The organism is Fructilactobacillus sp. X8R1C1 (assembly GCF_059900945.1).
Genome location: NZ_JBWXVH010000001.1, coordinates 146,696 through 173,131 on the forward strand (window position 1 = coordinate 146,696; position 26,436 = coordinate 173,131).

Below are 26,436 nucleotides of genomic sequence, written 5' to 3' on the forward strand. Positions count from 1 at the left end.
TATGGATCTGGAAATATATGATCAAACTAAGGATGGGGTCGACCCCCAAAAAATTGATTTGATTAGAGATATTCTAAATTATGCCGCTAAGTATATTGATTTAAAGAATAATACCGAAATGTCGGTTACTTTGGTCAACAATGATCGCATCAAGGAAATTAACCGGGACTACCGTGGTGTAGATCGGGCCACTGATGTGATTAGTTTTGCGATTGAAGATCAGAGTGATGATGATTTTCCCGTAATCATGAATGATGAAATGAAAAAAGATATTCCTGAAAATATTGGGGATATTTTTGTGTGTGTTGATAAAGTTGCTGAACAGGCTGATTTTTTAAATCATTCAAATGATCGAGAACTTGGTTTTTTAGTTGTACATGGATTTTTGCATCTAAATGGTTATGACCATATGAAGCCTGAGGATGAAGCCATCATGTTCCCACTTCAAAGAAAGATTATGGACTCTTATGGACTTACAAAATAATAAACAGACTGGGAAAAATAAAAATATATTTCAGGCTTTTGGACATGCGTTTGATGGCATTAAATGGGTTTTTGTTCATGAACGAAACTTTAAGTTTGATATAACTAGTGCCATTATTACCCTAATAATTGGGTTTCTTTTGAAAATTAGTTTGGAACAATTTATGTGGCTGTTTACCGCAATTATTTTAGTTCTTGTGGGTGAGATTCTTAACACCGTTGTTGAGAGGATCATGGATTTTATGGCGGACCATCATTACGACGAACGAGTTAAGGTAATTAAAGACGTTGCGGCTGGTGGCGTTATTTTAACGGCAATTTTTGCGATCATTGTAGGTTTAATTGTTTTCGTTCCAAAAATTATTGAATTAATGAGCTAAAGGGGAAAATATGGCAGAAAAGGCACAGTATAAGTCAGGATTTGTAGCAATTGTAGGACGTCCAAATGTTGGGAAATCAACCTTTTTGAATCGAGTGATTGGGCAAAAGGTTGCGATTATGTCTGACAAGGCACAAACCACTCGTAACAAAATTCAGGGAATTTATACCACTGATGATGCACAAATTATTTTCATTGATACTCCCGGAATTCATAAACCAAAAAACAAGTTGGATGATTATATGGACGACGCTGCTCTCTCTTCTTTAAAGGAGGTCGATGCAGTCCTTTTTATGGTTAGTGCTACTGAAACTCGTGGTGCTGGTGATAATTACATCATCGATCAATTAAAAAAAGTGGATTGTCCGGTTTACTTAGTTATCAATAAGATTGATGAAATCAATCCGAACAGTTTATTACCAATCATGGACACGTACAAACGAGCCTATAAATGGGGTGATGTGTTTCCTATTTCTGCTCTTCAAGGGAACAATGTTGATGAATTACTGACTACTTTGGTTTCTAAGTTGCCAGAAGGACCGCAGTATTATCCTGACGATGAAATTACCGATCATCCCGAACGTTTCATCGTTTCCGAATTAATTCGCGAAAAAGTTTTAGAACTAACGAGGCAAGAAATTCCACATTCTGTTGCAGTTGAAGTTGAAAAAATGAAGACCCAAGATAATGGAAACGTTCATATTGACGCTAATATTATTGTTGAACGAAAAGGACAACGTGGAATTTTAATTGGAAAAAATGGTGGAATGCTGAAAAGGATTGGGACGTTGGCCAGAAAAGAGATTGAAACTCTACTTGGAAGCAAAGTTTATCTTGAATTGTGGGTAAAAATTCAACCAAGTTGGCGTGAAAAAGAATCAGCTTTAAGACAATTAGGATACCGAAAAGATAGTTACTAGGTGATATTTTGTCAGTAAATCCAAGGAGTCAAACTTTTCATGGAATTTTATTGTATCGTAAGAACTATCGCGAGCACGATATGTTGGTGAAATTTTTGACGGCAGAAGCTGGGCTCAAAATGTTTTTTATTAGAGGAGCCAATAAAGCGAACTTTAAAATGGCAGGTGATATTTTGCCATTTAGCTTTGGTACGTATGAGGGCACGCTCAAATCAGAAGGATTGTCGTACATTAGTAGTGGTAATGAGGTTAAGCATTTTGAACAGATTGCAAATGATATTTATTTAGATGCATATGCTACTTACATTATGACGTTAGTGGATGCGGCATTTCCTGAGGGAGTTAAGATAAACGATTGGTTTAATCGTTTATACTATGCTTTAAATATGATTAACAGTGGTTTTGATGCTGAAGTAATTACCAATATCATTGAGATTCAACTTCTTCCTGCTTTTGGGGTAGCACCTGAATTTAAATCCTGTGTTATTTGTCATCAAACCAATAAAAAGTTTGATTATTCAGAAGAGTATGGAGGAATTATTTGTGAGGATCATTTTCATCTTGATCCTCATCGAATGCATCTCGATCAAAAAACAATTTACTATCTTCGCTTATTTTCTGCGGTTAACTTAAAAAAGATTGGTAACATTCAGGTTAATAGCAAAACTAAAAAGAAAATTCGCAGTGTGATTGATAAAATTTACGATAGTTCTGTTGGACTAAATTTAAAGAGTAAAAAATTTTTAGATCAGATGAACAATTGGAAAATCAACCTTAATTGATGGTTAACCGTTGACTGTTTTGTGTGATGATTTTATAATCATAGTAGTTAAATAATTGGTGTTGATGAAAGAAGTTTTATGCTTATCACATTTCAGTGAAACCATGTTAGTGGGAAATGGTTAATGTGGGTATAAATTGGCACTTTCGGAGCCATTTAATCTCGAGTTGCTGATTAAGTTCAGAAGTAGGGTGGAACCGCGAATAAATCGTCCCTATGTGAAAGTCATTGTACTTTTGCATAGGTTTTTTTATTTGCTTGTTGATTAGGAGGAGAAGTTAATGACAGAAAAACTATCAGTCCAAGATATTATCAGTACTCTAGAGTCATATTGGAGTTCGCTTGGTTGCATGCGGATGCAATCATATGATACTGAGAAAGGTGCGGGAACAATGAGTCCGTACACTTTTTTGCGTGCGATTGGACCAGAGCCATGGAATGTTTGTTACGTTGAACCATCAAGACGTCCAGCTGATGGTAGGTATGGAGAAAATCCTAATCGGCTTTATCAGCATCATCAGTTTCAGGTATTAATGAAGCCATCTCCGGACAACATCCAGGAATTGTACATTAATTCGCTTGAACAACTAGGAATTAATCCACTTGAACATGATATTCGGTTTGTTGAGGATAACTGGGAAAATCCATCAATGGGATGTGCCGGTGTTGGATGGGAAGTATGGCTTGATGGCATGGAAGTAACCCAGTTTACTTATTTTCAGGTTGTCGGTGGATTAACCATGGATCCAGTTGCGGTTGAAATCACCTATGGATTGGAACGGCTTTCTTCGTACATTCAAGACGTCAACAATGTTTTTGACCTGGAATGGGGTAACGGAGTTAAGTATGGTGACATCTTTAAAGAGCCCGAATATGAGCATTCTAAGTATAGTTTTGAAGAATCAGACCAAAAAATGTTGCACGAAATGTTTGATGCTTACGAGAAAGAGGCCAAACGATTAATATCACTTGGACTAGTTCACCCAGCCTATGATTATATTTTGAAATGTAGTCATACTTTTAATCTACTAGATGCAAGAGGAGCCGTATCTGTCACTGAACGTGCTGGTTACCTTTCACGAATTCGAAAAATGGCACACGCGATCGCCAAAGCATTTGTTGCTGAGCGTAAAAAGCGTGGTTTTCCACTTATTAAGGATGAGCAAAAACGACAAGAGCTTTTAAAAGATGATTCAAAAAATAGTAAGAAGAAAAACAAAAAGCATCATGATGGCAAGGGGGATAAGTAGATGGCTAAGACATTTTTGTTGGAGATTGGATTAGAAGAAATGCCCGCTCATGTCGTGACGCCAAGTGTTAATCAATTGGCAGAAAAAGCGGCTCAGTATTTAAAAGATCAAAGAATTTCTTATGACCAAATTAAAAAATTCTCTACTCCTAGAAGACTGGCAATTCAAATTACTGGCTTAGTTAACAAACAACCAGATGTTGATAAAGAGGTTCGAGGTCCGGCCGAAAAGATTGCAAAGGACAAAGATGGCAATTGGAGTAAGGCGGCAATTGGTTTTACTAAAGGACAAGGATTAACGCCTGATGATATCGTCTTTAAGGATGTTAAGGGAACTAAGTATGCTTTTGTTGAAAAACACGTAGCGGGAAAACCAGTTCAAGAAGTATTAAGTGGTCTTAATGATGTTGTAAAATCAATGACTTTTCCAACGTTAATGAAGTGGGGAACCAACAAGTTTGAATTTATTCGCCCCATTAAATGGATTGTGGCTTTACTGGACGATGAAGTGATCCCAATGCAGATTGTTGATGTTCATTCTGGACGGACCACCTGGGGACACCGCTTTCTTGGAAAAGACGTCGAGTTAAAAAATGCCGATGATTATGAAGAAGCTTTAACCAGCCAACACGTGATTGCCGATGCTAACAAGCGAAAAGATTTAATTCGTAAACAGATTGAAGCAATTGCTAAAAAGAACAATTGGAAGGTCAATATTGATAATGATCTTCTTGAAGAGGTTAATAATTTAGTGGAATGGCCAACTAGTTTTGCTGGAAAATTTGACGACCGTTTCTTAAAAATTCCACGTGAAGTATTGATTACTTCAATGAGAAACCACCAACGATTCTTCTACGTTGAAGATCAGGATGGTAATCTTTTACCTTATTTTGTCTCCGTTAGAAATGGGGATGAGAATCATCTTGATAACGTGGTTGCCGGAAACGAGAAAGTTTTGACTGCTAGACTTGATGATGCTGATTTCTTCTATAATGAGGATCAACAGCAATCAATTGACGATTATGTTAATAAGCTCAAAACAGTTAGCTTTCACGATAAGATTTCTTCTGAATACGATAAAATGCAACGGGTTCAAGTTATTTCCCAGATAATTGGGAAAGATGTTGGATTAGATGAAACTCAATTAAAACACTTACAACGTGCTTCAGAAATTTATAAATTTGATTTAGTTACCGGGATGGTTGGAGAGTTTGCTGAATTACAAGGAGTAATGGGTGAAAAATACGCATTGCTTGCGGGTGAAGATCCAGAAGTTGCTACTGCAATTCGTGAACATTATCTTCCCATTTCATCCGACGGGGAACTTCCCAAAACTAAAGTAGGTGCTGCTTTGTCAGTGGCAGATAAACTTGACAGTGTGATGACCTTCTTTGCTGCAGATATGATTCCTAGTGGTTCAAATGATCCGTATGCATTAAGAAGGCAGGCAGCTGGAATTGTTAGAATTGTTGTTAGTGAAAAGTGGCGAGTACCACTTATGCCATTAATGAATCAAGTGATTGCTGAAGAGAAAGCTAAAGCGGTCTTACCAAAAGTAGATCAAACTAAGATTGTTTCTGACGTGGTTGCGTTTATTAAAGAAAGAATTAAACGACAACTCAAGTCGAAAGATATTCGCTATGATCTAATTGATGCGGCGGTGGGATCAACTGACAGTGATATTTACTTTAACGTTGAAACCGCAATGACATTAAATGATCATAAAGATGATCCTAATTTTAAAGAATCAATTGAAGCACTGACACGAGTGGTTCGGATTGCTCAAAAAGGTCATTTTCCAGCTGGTAGTGTTAAAGTTGATGAAAAGTTGTTTGAAAATGATTCAGAGAAAGTCCTTAATGATAAAATCAAACTTATCAGCCCAAACTTTAATGAATTGAATGCTAACCAAGCTTTTAATGAATTAACTTCTTTAAAGCCACTCATTGATGAATATTTTGATAAAACCATGGTAATGGCAGACGACACGAAAGTTCGCAATAATCGTCTGGCAGAATTGGCTAATTTAGCAAGAATGATTGATCACTTTGCTGATGTCGACGAAATAATTGTTAAATAAAAAAATTAATATTAGAATAGATTTCCGAGAAAGGATGGTGATCTCATGGCAAAAATTCCTGAAACGGTAATTGATGATGTCTTAAGTAAGACTAACATTACTGACGTTGTTAGTAAGTATGTCAATCTAAAGAAGTCAGGAAATAATTTATTCGGTTTGTGTCCGTTCCATGAGGAAAGAACACCATCCTTTTCTGTGTCAGAAAGTAAACAGATTTTTCATTGTTTTAGTTGTGGACGCGGTGGAAATGTTTTTAAATTCCTCATGGATTTGCAAGGAATTTCCTTTCCAGAAGCTGTTATTGCTGTGGCAGAAGATGAGGGAATTACTCTTCCTGACTCAGTTCAAAATGATAATAGTAAATCTCCAGTAAATTCAGAAAAGAACAGCCTCATTAATCTTCATGAGGAAGCCAGTAAACTCTATCATCATGTATTGGTTAACACTGAGCTTGGAGTTCCCGCATTAAAATATCTGCATGAACGAAAAATAACGGATGAAATGATTGAAACTTTTAACTTAGGATTTGCCCCTAGCCAAAGACTCTTAAAACCGTTCTTTAAGAACAAAAAAACTGATTTTCAACTTTTACGAAAATCGGGATTGTTTGTTGAAAATTCGAGTGGTGAATTGAATGATCGATTTTCGAATCGGATCATGTATCCTATCAGGGATCCTAATTCTAAGACCATTGGATTTTCCGGTAGAATCTTACATCGAGATCCTGATCTTCCAAAATATTTAAATAGTCCTGAAACTAGCATCTTTAATAAACGAAGGATTATTTATAATCTCGATCTTGCCAAGTCTAGTATTCGAAATGAGCAAAATTTAATTCTGTTTGAGGGTTTTATGGACGTTATTTCTGCTTTTCAGGCCGGGGTTAAAAACGGCGTTGCTTCAATGGGAACGAGTTTGACGAACGAACAAATTTATCAGTTCAATCAGTTAACGAATCAGATATACGTTTGTTATGATGGCGATGAACCTGGACAGAAGGCTACTAAGCGAGCGATTAGCCTTTTAAGTAGTGAAGGTAAGTTTAAAGTTGGCGTGATTCAAATGCCCAACGGGGTTGATCCTGATGAGTATCGACGAAAAAATGGAAATGACAAGTTTAAAGATGCTATCAAAAGTGCTCGAGAAACCACAACTTCCTTTGAATTGCATTTTCTTAAAACGCAGTATGATTTAAGTAATGATGAAGAAAAACTAAATTATGTAGATGAAGCCGTTAATGTGATTGCAAAAATTGACAAACCCGTTGAACGTAGTGTTTATTTAAAACATTTAGCTGATGAGTTTGACTTGGATATCAATGCTTTGTCGGTTCAATGTAAACAAATTCGTTCGACCTTCATCAATAAACAGCAAAGAAAACAAATTCGTAGGTTGAAGACTGACTCATCTCCTGAAGTTTTGAATCGAAATCCAAAGAAGATTACTAAAGTTGAAAGTGCGGAGCGGTTACTTTTGTCACGAATGTTGAATAATCATGATGTTTGGCTAAAGGTGACCGATGATCCTGATTTTAGTTTTGTTCATGATGGGTATCAAACGATTTATTTACTTGCACAACATTATTTTCAGTCGCATGACGAGTACGTTCCTGCTGAATTTAGTGACTTTTTGAAGGAATCTGATTTGCAATCAACTTTCGCTAATATTGAAATGGCTGCTTTATCTAATGAGCCAAGTGAAAAAGAAGTTGACGATTGTGTTAAAATAATAAAGCAGGCTTTAACTGGTGGGGTATCCCTTAAATCAAAGTATCAAGAAATGTTAGATGCAGTTAAACTTGGTGATACTGATAAGGCTGCCCAATTGGGTAAAGAATACCAGGACCTGCAAAAGAAGTATCAATAAGAATACAGTAATGGGAGGCAATTTTTATGGCAGAAAAAGACATTAAGAAAAATGAAGTAAATTCCACAAATAAGACTGCGAAAGCAGCTCCCAAAAAGAGCGGTGCTCCTAAAAATAAGAGCACTAAAAAGACTACTGCAAAGAAAACGACTAAAACTAAGGCAACTAGAGCAAAGAAGACAACGAGTAAAGAAAAATTTGATAAAACTGGATATAAGAAGGTTTTTGACGCCGTTGTAAAGAAGCACAAGAAGGTTGGTCACATCACCTATGGGGTCTTAGAGGAAGAACTCCAGGTTCCATTTAGTTTGAATAAAAAACAAATGAACGAATTGATGGAAAAGGTTGAAGACTCAGGAATAAGTATTGTTGATGAAAGTGGCGAACCAGATCCCAGAGCTTTAAAAGCAGCTAAAAAAGTTACTCAAAAAGAACTAAAAAATGCTTCCAGTTCAAAGGGAGTTAAAATTAATGATCCGGTCAGAATGTACCTAAAGGAAATTGGTCGAGTTCCATTACTTACCGCTGATCAAGAGGTACAATTAGCTCTCAGAATCGAGCAGGGTGATGAAACAGCTAAACAAGAATTAGCTGAAGCAAACTTGCGATTAGTTGTTTCAATTGCCAAGCGTTACGTTGGCCGTGGCATGCAATTTCTTGATTTGATTCAAGAAGGGAACATGGGTTTAATGAAGGCCGTTGAGAAGTTTGATTACCGTAAAGGATTTAAGTTTTCAACGTACGCTACGTGGTGGATTAGACAAGCAATTACTCGAGCCATTGCGGATCAGGCTCGAACCATTCGAATTCCCGTTCATATGGTTGAAACCATCAATAAACTGATTCGAATTCAGCGTCAATTACTCCAAGACCTTGGCAGAGAACCGTTACCATCTGAGATTGGTGCTGAGATGGATATGCCAACTTCAAAGGTTAGAGAGATCCTTAAGATTGCTCAGGAACCAGTTTCACTTGAAACTCCAATTGGTGAAGAAGATGACTCCCACTTAGGTGACTTTATTGAAGATGAAGATGCCACTAGTCCTGCTGATCATGCTGCTTATGAGCTTTTAAAAGAACAACTTGAAAGTGTCCTAGATACGTTAACTGACCGTGAAGAGAACGTTTTACGACTTAGGTTTGGGTTAGATGATGGAAGAACTCGAACCTTAGAAGAGGTTGGAAAAGTCTTTGGTGTCACTAGAGAACGAATTCGACAGATTGAAGCTAAAGCATTAAGAAAACTGAGACATCCATCACGCAGTAAACAATTAAAAGATTTCTTAGATTAAAGATGTGGCAGAGATCCAACTGGATCGCTGCTTTTTTATTGGATTAGGAGGGAAACGATGACGGCAAAAAAGTTATCGCCACGTTTACAAGCAGTTTCTGATTTAGTTCCTAATGGGGCAACAATAGCTGATATCGGTTCGGATCACGCTTATGTTCCGGCTTATTTGTTAAAACGGAATTTGATTAAGTTTGCGATTGCCGGTGAGGTTGCTCCTGGACCACTGCATAACGCAACATCGGAAATGGAAGAACAACACTTAGGTGATAAAATGGTGACCCGGTTGGGAGATGGACTTAATGTGATTAAATCAAGTGACCACGTGAATGCAATTGTGATTGCTGGGATGGGTGGTGAATTAATCACTCAGATCCTTGAACGTGGCAAAGAGAAACTTTCTAAACAAACGGCCCTAATTCTGCAACCAAACGTTGATGAAATTCGAGTAAGAAGTTGGTTAGTTACAAATCAGTATAAGATTGATATTGAAAACATTGTTTTTGATGCTGGTCATTTTTATGAAATGATCTTGGCAACTCCATCAACGAATCCGGTTAAGTATTCTAATCAGGAACTAAGGTTTGGACCGATTCTTTTAAAACAACAAAAACAAGCATTTATTGCAAAATGGACTGATCGGATGCGGAAAAATAAGATTGTTTTGGATAATCTGCATAATGCTACTAATCCACCTCTTGAAAAAATTCAACACATCCAAAAGATTAACGAAGAATTAGAGGAGATTTTAGATGACAACCGTTAATGACTTAATTACTAGATTTGAACGATTCGCACCACTTTCACTTGCTGAACCAAAAGACCCAACTGGATTTCAAATTGGTTCTAAAAAGCGAAGTATTAAAAACGTCATGACCACTTTAGACGTTAGACCTGAAGTGGTTGATGAAGCGATCAACAAGAACGTTGATTTTATTTTTGCCCATCATCCCGTGATGTTTCATCCTGCAAAGAATTTAGATTTAGCTGATCCCCAAAATCAAATGTACGCTAATATTTTGAAACATAATATTACCGTTTATGCGGCTCATACGAACTTGGATAATGCAAATGGTGGAATGAATGACTGGCTAGCAGATGCGATCGGTCTTCAAAATACCGTTGGACTGGTACCCCATTTGGATACTAATGGTTTTCCTACTAATTATTCGATGGGACGCGTTGGCAACTTGAAACAATCAATGAAAATCATTGATTTAGGTCGACTATGTAAACAAGTGTTTGGAATTAGCGGTTTACGAATAGTAACAAATGATGATCAAGAGCGTGTTAAGCGGATTGCTATCTTAGGTGGAGACGGTGGCAAGTTCTATCGACAAGCGATTGAACAAGGCGTTCAAGTTTATATTACTGGCGATTTGTATTATCATACTTCTCAAGAGATGCTTTCAAGTGGTCTGTCTGCGATTGATCCCGGGCACCATATTGAAAGTATATGTAAAAATAAGTTAGCTGAAATGTTTACGCGCTGGTCTGATGAAAATCGTTGGGATATCAATGTATTTGCATCGCAACTAAACACGGATCCGTTTGAGTTTATATAGGAGGAATAGTTATGACTGATAGCAAGCAGTTACTGGATCGCTTTTTGAAATATGTGAAGGTGAATACGAGATCTAATCCGAATTCTGACACAATTCCGTCTGATCCTAAAGAAGTTGATTTTTTAAACGAACTTTCTTATGAATTAAAGGATATTGGGATGGAAAACGTACGAACCAATGAAAAAAGTGGTTATGTTTTTGCTGATTTACCAAGTAATGTTAAGCAAAAAGTTCCTAAGATTGGATTTATCTCTCATATAGACACTGCAGACTTTAATTCAGAACACGTCAATCCACAAGTAGTTAAAAATTACGATGGAAAATCGATTATTAAACTTGATAAAGATGGCAAATACCAGCTGGATCCGAGCGTATTTCCAACCCTTAAAAAGTATGCTGGTCAAACTTTAATTACTACCGATGGTTCAACTCTCTTAGGAGCTGACGATAAGGCGGGAGTGGCTGAAATTATGACGGCAATGAAATACTTAGTTGATCATCCCGAAATTAAGCATGGCGATATCGTAGTTGGGTTTGGACCAGATGAGGAGATTGGTACCGGAGCCGATCAATTTGACGTTACTGATTTTGGTGCTGATTTTGCATACACGGTTGATGGTGGTCCACTTGGAGACTTAGAGTACGAAACGTTTAATGCGGCGGCTGCCACAATAAAATTCAACGGAACTGATGTTCATCCTGGTGACGCCTATGGTGTGATGGTAAATGCCTCTCAGCTTGCGATTGATTTTCATAATCAATTACCAAAGGACCAACGACCGGAAAATACCAAAGATCGTCAGGGCTTTTATTATCTGCTTGCGATTGATGGGGTAACTGATCATGCTAAATTAGATTACATCATTCGTGATCATGATAAGAGTAAGTTCAACGAACGCAAGCAATTCATTCAAAACTTAGTTAATAAGTTTAATGATAAATATGGTGATGGGAGAGTTGAACTTGAGATGCATGATGAATATTACAACATGGCGGAAATCATTAAGAAAGATATGACACCCGTCAACATTGCTAAGGATGCCATGAATGAAGTTAACATTAAGCCAAATATTTATCCGGTTCGTGGTGGTACTGATGGTTCTAAGATTTCTTTTCTTGGGATTCCAACTCCCAACCTATTTGCTGGACCAGAAAACATGCATGGCCGCTTTGAATATGTGTCGCTTCAAACGATGGAAAAGGCTGTCGATTTAATTATTAAGATTTCAGAGGATGTTTCAAAAGACTAAAAAAATAACCTGCAGGTTGAACCTGCAGGTTATTTTTATTTCTAATTAACGACTAATTAGTTTAATTCCGTTGAAGGCAATAAGGGCAACAACAGCGCCGATTACTCCAACTTGAATCCAATTATAAGGTGCGCCAACCAAGGCCGATCCAATATAACCAATAATTTCGCCATATACAAATCCCCAGAAAGCACCAGTTAAGTTAGCAGCAAACGTCTTCATAATTAACACCTCTCAATACCAGTAGTTTATCACTACAGTAGAAAAAATCAATTACAAACTTCGAATAAAATTTATCGGGTCCATTTGCTATAATGAATATGAATTAAGAAAGGAGATGACAAATTTTGGGATACAATCCGTTACAAAACATCACATCGTATAGTTTGCTTCAAAGTACCAATACGGTTCCTAAGTTAATTGAAAAAGCTCGTGCGCGTGGTTATCAAAGTGTGGCTCTAACTGATCGGAATGTGATGTATGGGTCGGTAGCTTTTTATAATGAGGCAAAAAAGCAGGGTATTAAGCCAATTATTGGTTTAACGGCAGTTTTGGACGGGATGTTTTTTAAAGAAAACAAGTCCGAATTGATTTTGATTGCTAAAGATCAGGATGGGTACAAGAATTTGATGAAAATTTCATCACTTTTGATGAGTAATGATCAAACTAATGTTATTGAAAAAATCAAGGATAAACTCCACCATCTATTTGTCATTTTTCCAGAGAATAGTGAGTTAAATAAACTAATTGAAGTAGGAAGAATGAGCGAGGTTAAAACCTTAATTGCTAAAGTAAAGAGCGTTAGCGATTCAAATGCAGTAAAAGTTGGAATTAGCTTAAATCGAACTAAGATAATTATAAATGAGCTTAAGAACCTAGGGGTCCAAGCTGATGTTGATTTAGTGGCGCTTAATTCGGTTGAATATCTTGACGCAGATGATTATTTTTCAAATGAAGTTTTAAAGTCGATTGGAACTGGTGATGTGATCAAAAATCCAATGGAAGAACGGCACCAGGTTGGAACAAAATGGTTGAAGGATCGTCATAATATTGAGACTCAGTATCACAATCTAGGGCTTGATCAAGCGGTTTTAAATAACCAGAAAATGGTTGATGAAGTTGACGTAGCGATTCCCAAAGAGCAACCTAAACTACCGACGTTTAAAGCTCCAGATAATCTTTCTTCAAAGGACTATTTACGTCAATTATGTGAACTTGGTTTAAAGGAAAGATTGAAGGATCAATCGCATCTTAATCGTAGTGAGTATCAGGACCGGTTAGATTCTGAACTAAAAGTTATTAATCGGATGGGATTTGATGATTATTTCTTGATTGTATGGGATGTTTTAAATTTTGCTCATCACCAAGGAATTATAACTGGACCTGGTCGGGGATCTTCAGCGGGATCATTAGTTGCGTACACTTTAAAAATTACCGATGTGGATCCGATTAAGTATAATTTGCTATTTGAACGATTTTTAAACGAAGAACGAGCACAGATGCCGGATATTGATTTAGATATTCCCGATAATCGGCGTGATGATATTTTACAGTATGTTCATCAAAAATATGGAAATGAACATGTTGCTCAAATTGTGACTTTTGGAACGTTAGCTGCCAAACAAGCTCTTCGAGATGTTGGCAGGGTATTTGGAATGACTCCAACTCAAATGGCAAAGTGGTCATCTGCAATTCCAAATCAGCTTCATGAATCCCTGGCTAAGGCCGAATCAGAATCACAGAAATTAAGAAATTTATTAGCTGATAGTAAAACCAATCGGTTGCTATTTGATATTGCTGAAAAACTAGAGGGACTACCACGCCATTTTTCCACTCACGCTGCTGGTTTAATTTTAAGTGAAGATCCCATCGTTGATCGTGCTCCACTTCAATCCGGAAATGATGGATTGTTGATGACCCAGTACTCCAAGTATTATGTTGAAAGCGTGGGGCTCTTAAAGATTGATTTTTTGGGTTTGAGAAACCTCTCTACAATGGCTAACATTTTAGAAATTATTCATTCAAAAGTTGATCGTAATTTTGAAATAACTGACATCAATTTAAATGATCAGGATACTTTGAAGCTTTTTCAATCTGGTAAGACTAATGGGGTTTTTCAATTTGAATCATCTGGGATTCAAAACGTGTTACGTAAATTAAAACCAAATGATTTTGATATGGTGGCAGCCGTGAATGCTTTGTATCGACCCGGTCCCATTAAGAATATTGATATGTTTATTGCCAGAAAGAATGGGACTCAGACGGTTAACTATCCAAATGAAACCATTAAAAACATTTTGGGTTCAACCTTTGGCATTATTGTTTATCAGGAACAAGTTATGCAACTTGCATCGGCAATGGGTGGTTTTACACTGGGACAAGCTGATATTTTGCGCCGTGCGATGAGCAAAAAGCATAAAAAAGAAATGGATAACATGAAGATCCAGTTCATTGATGGCGCTAGTAAAAAAGGATATTCTAAAGACGTTTCAAAGACAACGTTTGACTATATGGAACGATTTGCCGACTATGGATTTAATAAGTCTCACGCAGTTGCATATAGCAAAATGGCGTTTCAGTTGGCCTATTTAAAAGTTCATTTTCCTGGTCCATTTTTTACATCGTTGCTAAATTCGGTGATCGGTAATTCACGTAAGACCAAGAATTACGTTCAAGAAGCCAAAGAATCAGATATTCAAGTTGAGCGTCCTGATATCAATGAGAGTAAAGATGTTTATACTTATCAGGATGGTAAAATCAGGTTTGGACTTCGTACCATCAAAGGATTACGAACCGATTTTATTAAGAATGTTGAGGAAGAACGAAAACAAAATGGTAATTTTCATGATTTACAGGAATTAATCAGTCGAATCGATCCCAGGTTTAGAAAAATTGATCTTTTAAATGCACTTGCTTATTCAGGGGCGCTTGATGGTTTTGGGTATAACCGAAAAGAATTAATTAATGCCATTCCAGAATTTATTAGTTCTACTGAATTAAGTGGGAACTCAATTGAATTAATTCAAGCGTTGGCTCCCAAAATTAAAAGAACTGATGATTTTTCTGATTGGGAGAAACTAAACAAGGAAAATGAGTACCTTGGAACTTATTTAACCGGGCATCCAGTTGGTCACTATACTGATTTACAAGAACAAGTGCATGCTTTAACTACTAATGATATTCATGAGCCCAGTAAAAACGTGAAAATGATTTTGTTTGTATCTCATGTAAAGACGATCCGAACGAAAAAAGGGCAACTTATGGCTTTCATAGATGGTAATGATCAGTTTGGTGATATTGATGTGACCATTTTTCCTAATCTTTACGCTAAAATTAGTGGATGGATAAAAAGTGGAATAGTGGTTTTGGTGTCTGGAAACATTGAGGTTCAACGGGGACTTCAATTAGTGGCAAATTCAATTGAACCAGCTGCTAATGTCGTTCATCAGTCTTTAAAAAAAGTTGATCATCAAAAAAAGCTTTATTTAAAGATTGCGTTAGATCATGATCGAGATTCAATCTATCAAGATTTAATCCGGATAATAAAAAGATATCCTGGTTCAACACCAATTTTGCTTTATCGAGCTTCCGATGATCGAAAGCAACTATTAGATAAAGCATATAACGTGGCCATTAATTCTGATTTAATGCATGATTTACGCGACATTTTAGGAGTGGGAAACGTTGTTACACAATGATAAATTTTGCCTGTGAAACTAACGACAATCCTTATAAAAAGTGATACAATACACTTGAAATCAAATAATGCTTGGTACGCAGATGTGTGCCATGCAAAAAGGAGAGGCTTTACTTATGAAGAGAACAAAGATCGTAAGTACACTTGGTCCTGCAAGTACTGATGTTGATACCATCACTAAGCTTATTGAAGCAGGAGCAAACGTTTTTCGTTTCAATTTTTCACACGGAGACCATGCGGAACATTTAGACCGTATGAATAAAGTGAAAGAAGCGGAAAAGAAAACTGGTAAGGTTGTTGGAATTGTCTTAGATACTAAGGGTGCTGAAATCAGAACCACGGTACAAAAAGACGGAAAGATTGAATACCACACTGGTGATCAATTTAGAATTTCAATGGATGGGAACCTTGAGGGAACCAAAGACAAGATTGCTGTTTCTTACCCAGGCTTGTATGACGACGTTAAAGTTGGCGGACATGTTCTTTTTGATGACGGTCTTTTGGATACCAAGATTGACAAAAAAGATGATGCCAACAAAGAGTTAGTGGTTACTGCCCAAAATAACGGGGTCTTGGGCTCACGTAAGGGTGTTAATGCTCCAGGAGTTTCAATTAACTTACCTGGTATTACTGAAAAAGATACTGATGATATCCTTTTCGGATGTGACCATGGTATTAACTATATCTCTGCTTCATTTGTTAGAAAGCCACAAGATGTCCTAGATATCCGTGCCTTACTTGAAAGCAAGAATATGGAAGACGTTCAAATTTTTCCTAAGATTGAATCACAAGAAGGAATCGACAACTTTAACGAAATCATCAAAGTATCTGATGGTTTGATGGTTGCCAGAGGTGACATGGGAGTTGAAATTCCACCAGAAAATGTCCCAACCGTTCAAAAACATTTAATCAAGATCTGTAATGATTTAGGTAAACCAGTTATCACTGCTACTCAAATGCTTGATTCCATGCAAGAAGAACCAAGACCTACTCGTGCCGAAGTATCTGATGTTGCTAATGCTGTTTATGATGGTACTGATGCAACTATGCTTTCAGGTGAAAGTGCTAACGGTGATTACCCAGTTAAGTCAGTTGCAATGATGAGCAAGATTGATATCGAAGCTGACAAACACTTCTTTGAATTTGGTACTCCACGTCCTAAGTTCGGTACTGGTGACGTCACTGAGTCACTTGGTGAAGCAGTTGCACGGATTGCTAAGGATATGGGAATTCACACAATTGTAGCTGCAACCGGTTCAGGTTACACTGCAAGAATGATTTCAAAATATCATCCAGACGCTGATATTCTTGCTTTAACGTTTAACGATCGTGTTCGTCGTGGCTTGACGGTTAACTATGGTGTTCAACCAATCTTAGTTGATAAACCATCAAATCCAGATGAAATGTTCGAATTGGCTGCTAAAAAGGCAGTTGAAACTGGACTTGCTAAGGAAGGCGACATGATCTTGATTACTTCAGGTGTACCATTAGGTGATCAAGGGACTACTAACACAATTCGTGTTAAGTTGATTGGTACTAAATTAGCTCAAGGTCAAGGTGTTGGTGGTGAAACTGTCATTGGCAAGACAGTAGTTGCTAAAGATGCTAAGGAAGCTAACGATAAAGCCGTTGATGGTGGCGTTCTAGTTGTTAAGGATACAAACAAGGACTACTTACCAGCAATGAAGAAGTCAAGTGCAATCGTGGTTGAAAACGGTGGTTTGACCTCATACGCTGCTGTCGTTGGTATCTCCCTTAATATTCCAGTAATTGTTGGTGCTACTGATGCAGTTGAAAACATCAAAGATGGTCAATTAGTTACTGTTGATGGTCGTCGCGGTGTTGTTTACGCTGGTAACCAATCAAAAGCTAAATAATAATTATTAAGAATGAAGCACCCGATTATTATCGGATGCTTTTTTTATTTGGTATAATATTCATTAAAAGCACTGGGATGGAGAATTAATATGAATGAAGATTTGGGAACCGTAATTACGGGAAAAGTCACTGATGAAAACGATAAGGAGTATTTCATTCAAAATAACGGAATTACCTATTCTTTAAACAAGGGCGAGTTAAAAAAGCCAATTAAATTAGGTGGAAATTTTAAGGGATTTGTCTACGAAAATGAAAAGCATCAAATGAAAATCACGCGAAACGTTCCGGATGTTGGAATTGACAGCTATGCATGGGGAAAAGTGATTGGAATTAAATTTGGATTGGGAATCTTTGTTGACATCGGTTTACCAGATAAGGATGTTGCTGTTTCTCTTGATGATTTGCCGGATATTAAGTCATTATGGCCAGAAGTTGGTGACCAACTTTTAATTGCTTTAAAAAAGGATAGTAAGAATCGAATCTGGGGTAAATTAGCTGATCCTCAGATATATAAAGCGATTTCCCAACCAGTTAATGATCCAAAATTGAAAAATCGGGATGTTAATGCTTGGGTCATTAACCCTAAACTGATGGGAACGCAAGTAATAACGGATCACTATAATTTAGGGTTCATTGACAAATCAGAAGAGGAAGAACAACCACGACTAGGAGAGAAAGTAAACGCTAGGATTATTGGAATCCGACCCAATAAAACGCTTTATTTATCACTTAGACCACGATCTTATGAAGTGATTGGTGAGGACGCCAAGATGATTCAGACAATTCTTGAGCATAAGCCTAATAATGAATTACCTTATAACGATAAAAGTGACCCTCAAGTAATTAAGGATTACTTTGGAATCAGCAAATCTCAGTTTAAACGAGCCCTGGGGCATTTATTAAAGGCTCATGTTATTTCCGAAACCCCAGATGGAATTAAATTAACTGAAACGAGATGAAAGTAAGTGAATGATCAAATTGAAGATTATCTCCACTATTTACTAGTAGAAAGAGGATTATCTGACAATACCATTAAAAGTTATCGACAAGATTTAAGGGAATTTGAGTTGGATTTAAAAAAAAATCACATCAGTTCGTTTAAAGATGTCGACCAGTATGCAATTTTAAATTACATGGAAACAATGAAAAATAGTGGTAAGTCTCGTAATACAATCATTCGATTTGTATCAACGCTTCGTAAATTTTTTCAATATTTAATGGAATTTAAGGTGATTAAAAAGAACCCCATGAACAAGATTGATACTCCTAAAAAGGGCAAGCACTTACCCGATGTTTTATCCGTTAATGAAGTTGATCGATTACTTAAAATGCCGGATGTGAACACCAAGTATGGGGTAAGAGATCGAACCATTTTAGAAGTGATGTATGCTACTGGGCTTCGAGTATCTGAATTGATTAATTTAAAGTTATCTGATCTTCATTTAGAAATGAATCTGATTCAGACCATCGGAAAGGGAGATAAGGAACGAATTGTTCCAATTGGAGAAGTTGCTCAGAATTGGCTATTTAAGTATTTAAATGATAGTCGATTACAGTTACTTAAGCACCGGACATCTCCGTACGTTTTTTTGAATGCGCATGGTGGACGAATTAGTCGACAAAGCATTTGGGAAAAGATTAAACGTTACGTTAGTTTAGCTGGCATTAAAAAGAACGTTACTCCACATACATTACGACATTCTTTTGCAACGCACATTTTAGAAAATGGAGCCGATCTTAGAACTGTGCAGGAATTACTTGGACATTCTGATATTTCCACGACGCAAATTTACACTCATATTTCCCACGAGCGGTTAAGTCAGGTGTATGATAAATATCATCCAAGAGCATAAAATGAGATGGAGTAATGACAGCAAGTAATTGAGGTGATGTCGATGCTATTCAGGTATCGAAATGATTATGAAAAGATTGTGATGGGGATGTTGTCACTTTCTAAAAGTAACGATAAAACGAAACATCTTGTGGAAGAAATGAATTGGTATCGAAATGCTGACAATCGTGACATTTTTCTTTGGAAGGATCGATTTGGAAATTGGGCTGGAATTGTAGGAGTTGAAACCAACCCGAAAAACGTGGTTGTTAGAAGGATTACCCTTACGCCAGATGCTAACAATATTTTTAATGAATTTCGAATTCTTGATAGTGTTGAAAATGAATATCCCGACAAAAAAATCATGGGAACGTTTAATACGCAAGATGTCATTAGTAAATGGGAGTTAGGTCATGAACAGAGACAATCTACAGATTCACGTTAATGACTTTGATGGTCCACTAGAGCTTTTACTGCATCTAATCAAACAAGCAAAGATGGATATTTATGATATTGACATTAAGGATATTACTGAGCAATATTTTAAATATTTAAATAAAATGAAACGTTTAAATTTTGATATTGCTGGTGATTTCTTTGTAATGGCGGCTAATTTGATGCGAATTAAATCTAAAATGTTGTTAGCTAAAGAAACTGATGATGAATTAGATGATGATCCACGGGATGATCTGGTTGATCAGTTGGTTGAATATAATCGGTATAAAAAAGCGTCGAAAAAGTTGCAAAAAAAAGAAGTAGAACGAAATCATTATCATTCTAGGATTCGTTCTTTTAATAAGTCGGAGATTGCAATTGGTGAAAATGAGTTTGAAATTAGCTTGTTGGAACAAGCATGGAATAAGATCATTAAACGATATCAGTTAACTTCTAAACCGCCAGTTCAACAAGTTTCAGAATGGAATTTTAGTGTTAATGAGCAAAGTGAAGTAATTATGAGACGAATAAATAGAGCTAGTAGTCATGAAATCTATTTTTCCAAGTTATTTGAGGCCAATTCTCCTTTAGAAGAATTAGTGACCGATTTTTTGGCACTTTTGGAAATGGTTAAACATCATCGTATTATGGTTGTGCAAACCAGTAATGACGGAGAAATCTTATTAAGGAAATCTAATTAATGAATTTAATGGCAGAAATTGAAGCTCTCTTGTATGTTTCGGGAGAGTCTGGAATGACAATTGAACGGTTGAAAAAATTAACTTCCGCAAATGATTCCACCATTCGGAGCTGTATTGCTTCGTTGAGTGAGCGTTATTCAAGTGATCGATTTGGCATCTGCATTTTACAAAATGGTGACATTATCCATATGACAACTAAAAAGGATTATTCAAAAGTAATTCAAAAGTTTGTTAAATCCGATGAAGAGTTGTTAACGCAGTCGGCACTTGAGACGCTTACGATTATTGCGTATAAACAGCCAATAACGCGCGTTGAGGTTGATGAAGTGAGGGGCGTAAATAGTTTGATTTCAATTAGAAATCTTTTGGCACAAAATTTAATTACCATCAAGGGTGAGCGTGATGAACCAGGCAAACCTAAGCTATATGTTACTACCGACCTTTTTTTAAACGCTTTTAACCTTAAAAGCATTAATGATTTACCAGCTTTAGACGCAGAAAGAGATCCAAAAGATTATGGTCAGATGTTTGATGATAAAATGAAACCATTGGAGGATCAGCGAAATGAGTGAAAGATTACAAAAAGTTATGGCGCATGATGGGGTGGCTTCGAGACGAAAGTCTGAGGAACTTATTAGTACTGGACATGTGAAGGTTAATGGTAAGATTGTTAATCAGTTAGGGATAAAAGTTGAACCCACTGACAAGATTGAGGTGGATGGAACATCGTTAAGAAAAGAAGATCTAGTATATTTTGCCCTGTATAAGCCACGTGGGGTAATTTCTTCTGTGAGGGATGAAAGGGATCGAAAGACCGTTTTGAACTTTTTTAAAAAGGTTCCTGAACGAATATACCCGGTTGGACGATTAGATTATGATACGAGTGGGATAATTATTTTAACTAACGACGGAACGCTTGATTTCCAGTTAACTCATCCTAAATATGAAGTAAAAAAGACGTACTTAGTTAAGGTGATTGGGAAACTCGATCACAATGAGTTGAATAAAATTCGAAAGGGTGTTTTAATTAATGGCAAGTATAAGAGTGCACCCGCGGAAGTTGAGGTGATTTATAAGGCTGGTAATTCAAAGAATAATTCGGTGCTACGTTTGACGATTCACGAGGGTAAGAATCATGAAGTTAAAGATATGCTGAAAGCAGTTGGTCATCCTGTTGAAAAATTAAAACGGGAAGAGTTTGCTGGGATCGGTTTAGAAAACTTACAACCTGGTGAGTTTCGTAGGCTCCGAAAAAGAGAAATACGAGATTTGTATGCTTTAACTAAATAATTAATAAAACGTCTTCAAGGTCGGGTGAAATTCCCAATCGGTGGTTACAGCCCACTACCCAATGAAAATTGGTTGAGATGGTGAAATCCCATTGCCGACAGTAAAGTCTGGTATAAAGAAGATGAGTTTTTTTATGGCGCAATTTACCCTAATTGACTTTGAAGAACGTTTAATTGGAGGAATTGTGATGATAGCTAAAAACGATCGAATTAAAAGAATTACTATAACTGCCGTGATTGGTGCGATCTCATTTTTGTTAATGTTGATTTCATTTCCAATCATCCCATACATGAGTTATTTGAAATTGGATTTTTCGGATATTCCAATTTTGATTTGTTTGTTATTATTGGGACCGGGTGCAGCCATTGAAGCTGTGATACTTAAACTATTTATTTACTGGATGGTGATGGGTTTTTCACCACTTGAGTTAATTGGGTTGACCACCTCTCTTTTAGCCTCATTAACAATGATTTTGGTGTTTTACTTTTTGAGAAAATATTTATTTAAAAGTCACTGGATTGACTTTTTGATTGTTTTGGTTGAAACGCTGGCGTTAACAATTGTCATGAGTATTACCAATTTGTTCATTAGTACTCCACTGTATGTGAAACTAACAAATTTAAAGTTAGATTTTTCGCTTGCCAAAACGATTCTTTACGGAGTAGTTCCCTTTAACTTAATCAAGGGTATTGTGATTGGATTGATTTTTGTGATTATTGCAAAACAAATGCAGAAATGGATTAATAAGCGATCTTATCAAAAATGATTAATAATACAAATGAAGCTCTTGGTCTTTTCGTTTTTAGTGCAACCCAAAAACGGAGGGCTCGATTAATTGAAAACTTACTGTTAGGCAAGAAAACGGTAGCCACCTTATACTGGGCGATGAGATATGGTCTTTTAGACCTTCTTGGAGTTGGACGATATTTTAATAAAAACGAATTAGATGTTAAGTCTCTGATTAGTGCGAACTTGCTGGAAGAAGTTGAACATGGTCAGTTTAAATTAACGTCTGAAGGAGAAAAAGAAAGAGCAGAATTAGTTAAAATGATTGATGATTCTAATCTTTCTTTTTCATTACATACTTTTCAAAGGATTGATTTAGTTAGTTTTAAGCAACGATTGCAGTTGTTTGTTCAGATTATCTCAGAGCATGTCCATAACGTTAGACACTATTATCCAGTCAATGTTGATGGAGTGAATAAAGATTTTATTAAAAAATATTATCGACTGATTGATCGCAAGCAAGTTGGCACAGATTTAAAGAAAGAGTTGAAACGATTTTTATCCTTACTCGATCTAAATGACGCTGATTTATTTGCTCAAGGATTAGTTGGATTTAGTACTAATGGATTCACAATCCAGCAGATTGCACATAATTTAAACCAATCGTTAGTCAAAAGTTATATTGCTGATTTTATCAATTATGCAAAATTGGCGAACTTTGTTGAGCAAAGTGATCAATCTGTAATGGTTCCATTACTTAATGGTCTTTTCAAAAATCCAATTTCTGGTAGTGCTAAAAGGACTTTTGATGAATATGAACGATTGGGTAATATAAAAAAGGTTGAACAACTGCGAAATCTACGAGAGTCAACTGTCCTAGAACATCTTCTGGAAGTTGCAATTTACGTTGATTATGACAAGTTTCCTTATCGAAATTTCATTTCCCTTCAAATGGAAAGAAAAGTTAGGCGTATTCTACTTGGAACGGACGTCGATGACTGGGACTATCATCAATTACCAACTGATGTTTTAGAGCAGTTTAGTTTTTTTCAATTTAGATTACTTGAAATCAAACGGACAAAACAGGGAATTAATAATGAACAAGATGAAACTTGCTAAACAAATATTAAAAAACAAGTTTGGCTTTAGTGATTTTAAGCCTGGTCAAGATAAGACCATTTCTGCACTATTAAATGGCGCAAATGTTCTTTCAGTCATGCCAACTGGGGCAGGTAAATCATTAATATACCAGTTATATGGGTATTTAGTTAAGCGGCCGGTTGTGATTGTTTCGCCACTTATTTCTCTTATGGAAGATCAGGTTGGTCGAATGAACTTTATGGGAGAAAAGCGGGTGTGTGCTTTAAATTCAATGAACGATTGGTCGAAGCGACACCGGCTATTGAATCATCTTGATCAGTTTCGTTATATTTTTGTTTCTCCAGAACTATTATCTAATTCTGATGTGCTTAACCGCATTAAGCAATTGAAAATTGGCTTATTGGTGATTGATGAAGCACATTGTATCTCTAAGTGGGGGCTTGATTTTCGTCCTGATTACCTGTCATTAAGACAGGTGATTCGTACGTTAGGACATCCGCAAACGCTAATGCTAACGGCAACTGCTTCAAAAAAAGTTCAAAGAGATATCATTAATTATTTGAAGTTAACTGACGTTCAAGAAATAATTGAAAATGTGGATCGGCCTAACGTTTTCCTTGCGGTTCATAAAAGTTCAAGTGAAAAAGATAAGCAAGCCTATCTTTTTAATTTAATTGAGAAACTCAAGTATCCCGGTATAATTTATTTCTCTAGCCGAGATAAGGCTTCGAAAGTTGCTTTTAAACTTAGAGAACAAACTGATATCAAAGTGGCAGCTTATCATGCCGGTCTTAGTAACGATGATCGGTATCGGATTCAGCATCAATTTATGGATAATGAGCTTCAGGTCATCTGTGCAACCAGCGCCTTTGGAATGGGGATTGACAAATCAGACATCCGATTTGTAGTCCATTATCATATGCCGACTGATATGGAAAGTTATGTTCAAGAAATTGGCAGAGCTGGAAGAGACGGTAAACAGAGTATCGCAGTGTTACTTTACTCTAATGGTGATGAACAAATTGCACAGAGCTTAATTGTTAGGTCCATTCCTAATGATCAACAGATTGATAATTTCTTTTCAAATCCCAAAGCTAAAATGAGCGAGCAGAATAAGAGACTCCTTCAGTTCTATTTAAATCATGGGTATGGTAATGATGACGTCAAACAGATTTTTTCTGAGGTCACCCTTAAAAAGGATCAAAGTTTAAAGCAAGTTGTCCGGTACATTAATCATACTGGCTGTCGGCGAAAACTTCTGCTTTCTTTATTTGATGTGAACTTTGATGACCACACTGATGATTGTTGTGACTTTGGAAGTGAAAAGTTTGATTTAATGAGTCTTGGTTTGTTAAAAGACGTTAATAGTGAAAAGTCCAATTTAGCTGGTACTTGGTATGAGATTTTGGACAAACTTTTTTAATAATAATTAGGCGCAAAAAATGATATAATCACCATAGAAGTTTTGGAGGGATGTATTTATGAGGGACGACAAACATAAAGATAACAAAAAAAATGATCCATGGGATGATTCATTTTCAGATGATACCGATCCAGATGGAAATCTTTCAAGAACCGAGTATCGTAAGCACCATCGTAGTAATTCATTAGTCGTGATTATGCTGGTTTCTGTTATTGTAATTATTGCCCTTGTTGCACTTGTTTTTGGGCTTTCTAAGGAACGTGCGGTTGGAAATGGGAGTGCCAGTCAAAAGACACAGAGTAGTAAGATGCACCACGAAAAACCCAAAAAGAATAAAGATCAGAAATCAAAGAAACCGAAAGCAAACTCAAGTAGTGTTCAAAGTGAGGATACTACAAATGATAATACTGTTTCATCTGGTGCTGGATCTGAAGAGGCTTCATCTTCATCCGTTCAAAACGAAATGGGAAGTAACCAAAGTAGTACGACTCCAAGTAGGGATTCATCATCTACTGCTAATAACTCGCAGCAACAAAAACCAGCCCAAACAACGAATGGCACTGATAATGCTGGTAGTAATGATTACGTTAAGGTTCAAAAAGGTCAGGGAGTTTATCGCGTAGCTACTAATGCGGGTATTAGTATGCAACAGTTATTAAAATTAAATGGACTTAGTTCATCCAGCCAGATTCATCCAGGACAAAGTTTAAGGGTTAAATAATTACAAATAAATGATAAGGATTGATTACATTTGGGTAAGAACGGCTTACAAGTTGCAATCGATGGGCCTGCTTCAGCGGGTAAAAGCACGGTAGCTAAACTAGTTGCAAAAAAATTTCATTACATATATTGTGATACCGGTGCAATGTATCGATCAATTACGTTAAAAGCAATTAGACTAGGATTAGATTTAAATGATGAGAAGACCCTTCTTGATCTTTTAAAAAAAACCACGATTACTTTTGAACCGGGTGATCCAGTTCAAAAGGTCTTTGTTGACGGTAAAGAAGTTACAAATGATATTCGCAGTCCTCAGGTAACTAGCAATGTTTCAGCAGTTTCAGCACTTGGATCAATTCGTTTCGAATTAGTTAAAAGACAACAGGATTTGGCAAAAGATGGTGGAATCGTTATGGATGGTAGAGACATTGGCACGACGGTTCTACCAAAGGCAGATGTAAAGGTCTTTTTAATTGCCAGTGTTACGGAGCGAGCTGAGCGGAGATATAAAGAGGATCAAGCAAAGGGAATTTCGGTTAGTCTCAATAAACTTAAAAAAGATATTGAGGAACGGGATTATAAGGATTCCCATCGAAAGATATCCCCATTAAAAAAAGCATCTGATGCTTTTGAAATTGATACCACTTCAATGTCGATTGATGACGTGGTTGCGGCAATTTCGCAATTAATCGAAAATAAAATTCAACAACTTTCAAATAATAAAGCCGATTAACTGGTATTTTATTTCCAACTAAGATAAAATAGCAATTAGA

At 36.6% G+C, this 26,436-nt stretch carries 25 protein-coding genes and 1 riboswitch; of the genes, 24 read left to right on the forward strand and 1 reads right to left on the reverse strand.

What is annotated here, in order from left to right:
* Window position 1: 1 nt before the first annotated feature.
* The 11 genes from ybeY to pepT all read left to right on the forward strand — a co-directional run bounded on the left by ybeY (window position 2) and on the right by pepT (window position 11,861).
* The gene (ybeY, locus tag AC6UD1_RS00825; RefSeq protein ID WP_500696650.1) at window positions 2-484 is read left to right on the forward strand and encodes an rRNA maturation RNase YbeY; all 483 of its coding nucleotides are present in this window, start codon (window positions 2-4) and stop codon (window positions 482-484) included.
* On the forward strand, window positions 468-863 hold the full coding sequence (locus AC6UD1_RS00830) for a diacylglycerol kinase family protein (protein WP_500707085.1): 396 nt from the start codon (window positions 468-470) through the stop codon (window positions 861-863). The genes ybeY and AC6UD1_RS00830 overlap by 17 nt, the downstream gene beginning before the upstream one ends.
* A 10-nt stretch (window positions 864-873) precedes the next feature.
* Entirely contained in the window at window positions 874-1,782 is a 909-nt protein-coding gene (gene era / locus AC6UD1_RS00835) for a GTPase Era (protein WP_500707086.1), read from the forward strand.
* Between the two features lie 8 nt (window positions 1,783-1,790).
* Window positions 1,791-2,564, forward strand: a complete 774-nt coding sequence (gene recO, locus AC6UD1_RS00840) for a DNA repair protein RecO (RefSeq protein WP_500696651.1) — start codon at window positions 1,791-1,793, stop codon at window positions 2,562-2,564.
* A 280-nt stretch (window positions 2,565-2,844) separates the two neighbouring features.
* Window positions 2,845-3,813: a glycine--tRNA ligase subunit alpha gene (gene glyQ, locus AC6UD1_RS00845; RefSeq protein ID WP_500696652.1), complete on the forward strand. Its 969-nt coding sequence runs from the start codon at window positions 2,845-2,847 to the stop codon at window positions 3,811-3,813.
* A complete protein-coding gene (gene glyS, locus AC6UD1_RS00850; RefSeq protein ID WP_500707087.1) occupies window positions 3,814-5,892 on the forward strand; it encodes a glycine--tRNA ligase subunit beta in 2,079 nt (692 codons plus the stop codon). It begins immediately after the preceding gene.
* 45 nt (window positions 5,893-5,937) lie between these two features.
* On the forward strand, window positions 5,938-7,758 hold the full coding sequence (dnaG, locus tag AC6UD1_RS00855) for a DNA primase (protein ID WP_500706438.1): 1,821 nt from the start codon (window positions 5,938-5,940) through the stop codon (window positions 7,756-7,758).
* A 26-nt stretch (window positions 7,759-7,784) separates the two neighbouring features.
* A complete protein-coding gene (gene rpoD / locus AC6UD1_RS00860) occupies window positions 7,785-9,050 on the forward strand; it encodes an RNA polymerase sigma factor RpoD (protein WP_500693798.1) in 1,266 nt (421 codons plus the stop codon).
* A 57-nt stretch (window positions 9,051-9,107) separates the two neighbouring features.
* On the forward strand, window positions 9,108-9,812 hold the full coding sequence (locus AC6UD1_RS00865) for a tRNA (adenine(22)-N(1))-methyltransferase (protein WP_500707088.1): 705 nt from the start codon (window positions 9,108-9,110) through the stop codon (window positions 9,810-9,812).
* Window positions 9,799-10,611 (forward strand): Nif3-like dinuclear metal center hexameric protein, encoded by an 813-nt coding sequence (locus AC6UD1_RS00870; protein WP_500707089.1) that lies wholly within the window; start codon window positions 9,799-9,801, stop codon window positions 10,609-10,611. The genes AC6UD1_RS00865 and AC6UD1_RS00870 overlap by 14 nt, the downstream gene beginning before the upstream one ends.
* A gap of 11 nt (window positions 10,612-10,622) precedes the next feature.
* On the forward strand, window positions 10,623-11,861 hold the full coding sequence (gene pepT, locus AC6UD1_RS00875) for a peptidase T (protein ID WP_500707090.1): 1,239 nt from the start codon (window positions 10,623-10,625) through the stop codon (window positions 11,859-11,861).
* Window positions 11,862-11,906: 45 nt separating this feature from the next.
* Here the strand turns inward: pepT and AC6UD1_RS00880 are convergent, their stop codons facing one another.
* Window positions 11,907-12,083 carry a YjzD family protein gene (locus AC6UD1_RS00880; protein ID WP_500693794.1) on the reverse strand — a complete coding sequence of 59 codons (177 nt, stop codon included), beginning with the start codon at window positions 12,081-12,083 and terminating at the stop codon, window positions 11,907-11,909.
* Between the two features lie 125 nt (window positions 12,084-12,208).
* Between AC6UD1_RS00880 and dnaE the strand changes: the two genes are divergently transcribed.
* The 13 genes from dnaE to cmk all read left to right on the forward strand — a co-directional run bounded on the left by dnaE (window position 12,209) and on the right by cmk (window position 26,396).
* On the forward strand, window positions 12,209-15,559 hold the full coding sequence (dnaE, locus tag AC6UD1_RS00885) for a DNA polymerase III subunit alpha (RefSeq protein WP_500693793.1): 3,351 nt from the start codon (window positions 12,209-12,211) through the stop codon (window positions 15,557-15,559).
* 115 nt (window positions 15,560-15,674) lie between these two features.
* Complete coding sequence (gene pyk, locus AC6UD1_RS00890; RefSeq protein ID WP_500695614.1) at window positions 15,675-17,435, forward strand: pyruvate kinase; 1,761 nt, start codon at window positions 15,675-15,677, stop codon at window positions 17,433-17,435.
* 90 nt (window positions 17,436-17,525) lie between these two features.
* A complete protein-coding gene (locus AC6UD1_RS00895) occupies window positions 17,526-18,395 on the forward strand; it encodes a CvfB family protein (protein WP_500707091.1) in 870 nt (289 codons plus the stop codon).
* Window positions 18,396-18,401: 6 nt separating this feature from the next.
* Window positions 18,402-19,289, forward strand: a complete 888-nt coding sequence (xerD, locus tag AC6UD1_RS00900; RefSeq protein WP_500693790.1) for a site-specific tyrosine recombinase XerD — start codon at window positions 18,402-18,404, stop codon at window positions 19,287-19,289.
* Between the two features lie 42 nt (window positions 19,290-19,331).
* On the forward strand, window positions 19,332-19,712 hold the full coding sequence (locus AC6UD1_RS00905; RefSeq protein WP_500695617.1) for a riboflavin biosynthesis protein RibT: 381 nt from the start codon (window positions 19,332-19,334) through the stop codon (window positions 19,710-19,712).
* Window positions 19,681-20,403, forward strand: a complete 723-nt coding sequence (locus AC6UD1_RS00910) for a segregation and condensation protein A (RefSeq protein WP_500696659.1) — start codon at window positions 19,681-19,683, stop codon at window positions 20,401-20,403. Before AC6UD1_RS00905 ends, AC6UD1_RS00910 begins: the two co-directional genes overlap by 32 nt.
* Before the next feature lie 8 nt (window positions 20,404-20,411).
* A complete protein-coding gene (scpB, locus tag AC6UD1_RS00915; protein ID WP_500707092.1) occupies window positions 20,412-20,975 on the forward strand; it encodes an SMC-Scp complex subunit ScpB in 564 nt (187 codons plus the stop codon).
* Window positions 20,968-21,693: a pseudouridine synthase gene (locus tag AC6UD1_RS00920; RefSeq protein WP_500696663.1), complete on the forward strand. Its 726-nt coding sequence runs from the start codon at window positions 20,968-20,970 to the stop codon at window positions 21,691-21,693. The genes scpB and AC6UD1_RS00920 overlap by 8 nt, the downstream gene beginning before the upstream one ends.
* A gap of 6 nt (window positions 21,694-21,699) precedes the next feature.
* A riboswitch (FMN riboswitch) is annotated at window positions 21,700-21,820 on the forward strand.
* A complete protein-coding gene (locus AC6UD1_RS00925) occupies window positions 21,815-22,459 on the forward strand; it encodes an ECF transporter S component (protein ID WP_500696664.1) in 645 nt (214 codons plus the stop codon). (Overlaps the previous riboswitch by 6 nt.)
* A complete protein-coding gene (locus AC6UD1_RS00930; RefSeq protein ID WP_500696665.1) occupies window positions 22,456-23,538 on the forward strand; it encodes a helix-turn-helix domain-containing protein in 1,083 nt (360 codons plus the stop codon). Before AC6UD1_RS00925 ends, AC6UD1_RS00930 begins: the two co-directional genes overlap by 4 nt.
* Window positions 23,516-24,943 carry a RecQ family ATP-dependent DNA helicase gene (locus AC6UD1_RS00935; protein WP_500696666.1) on the forward strand — a complete coding sequence of 476 codons (1,428 nt, stop codon included), beginning with the start codon at window positions 23,516-23,518 and terminating at the stop codon, window positions 24,941-24,943. Before AC6UD1_RS00930 ends, AC6UD1_RS00935 begins: the two co-directional genes overlap by 23 nt.
* 58 nt (window positions 24,944-25,001) lie before the next feature.
* The gene (locus tag AC6UD1_RS00940; protein WP_500696667.1) at window positions 25,002-25,664 is read left to right on the forward strand and encodes a LysM peptidoglycan-binding domain-containing protein; all 663 of its coding nucleotides are present in this window, start codon (window positions 25,002-25,004) and stop codon (window positions 25,662-25,664) included.
* Window positions 25,665-25,694: 30 nt separating this feature from the next.
* Window positions 25,695-26,396, forward strand: coding sequence for a (d)CMP kinase (cmk, locus tag AC6UD1_RS00945; protein ID WP_500696668.1), 702 nt, complete (start codon window positions 25,695-25,697; stop codon window positions 26,394-26,396).
* Window positions 26,397-26,436 lie beyond the last annotated feature (40 nt).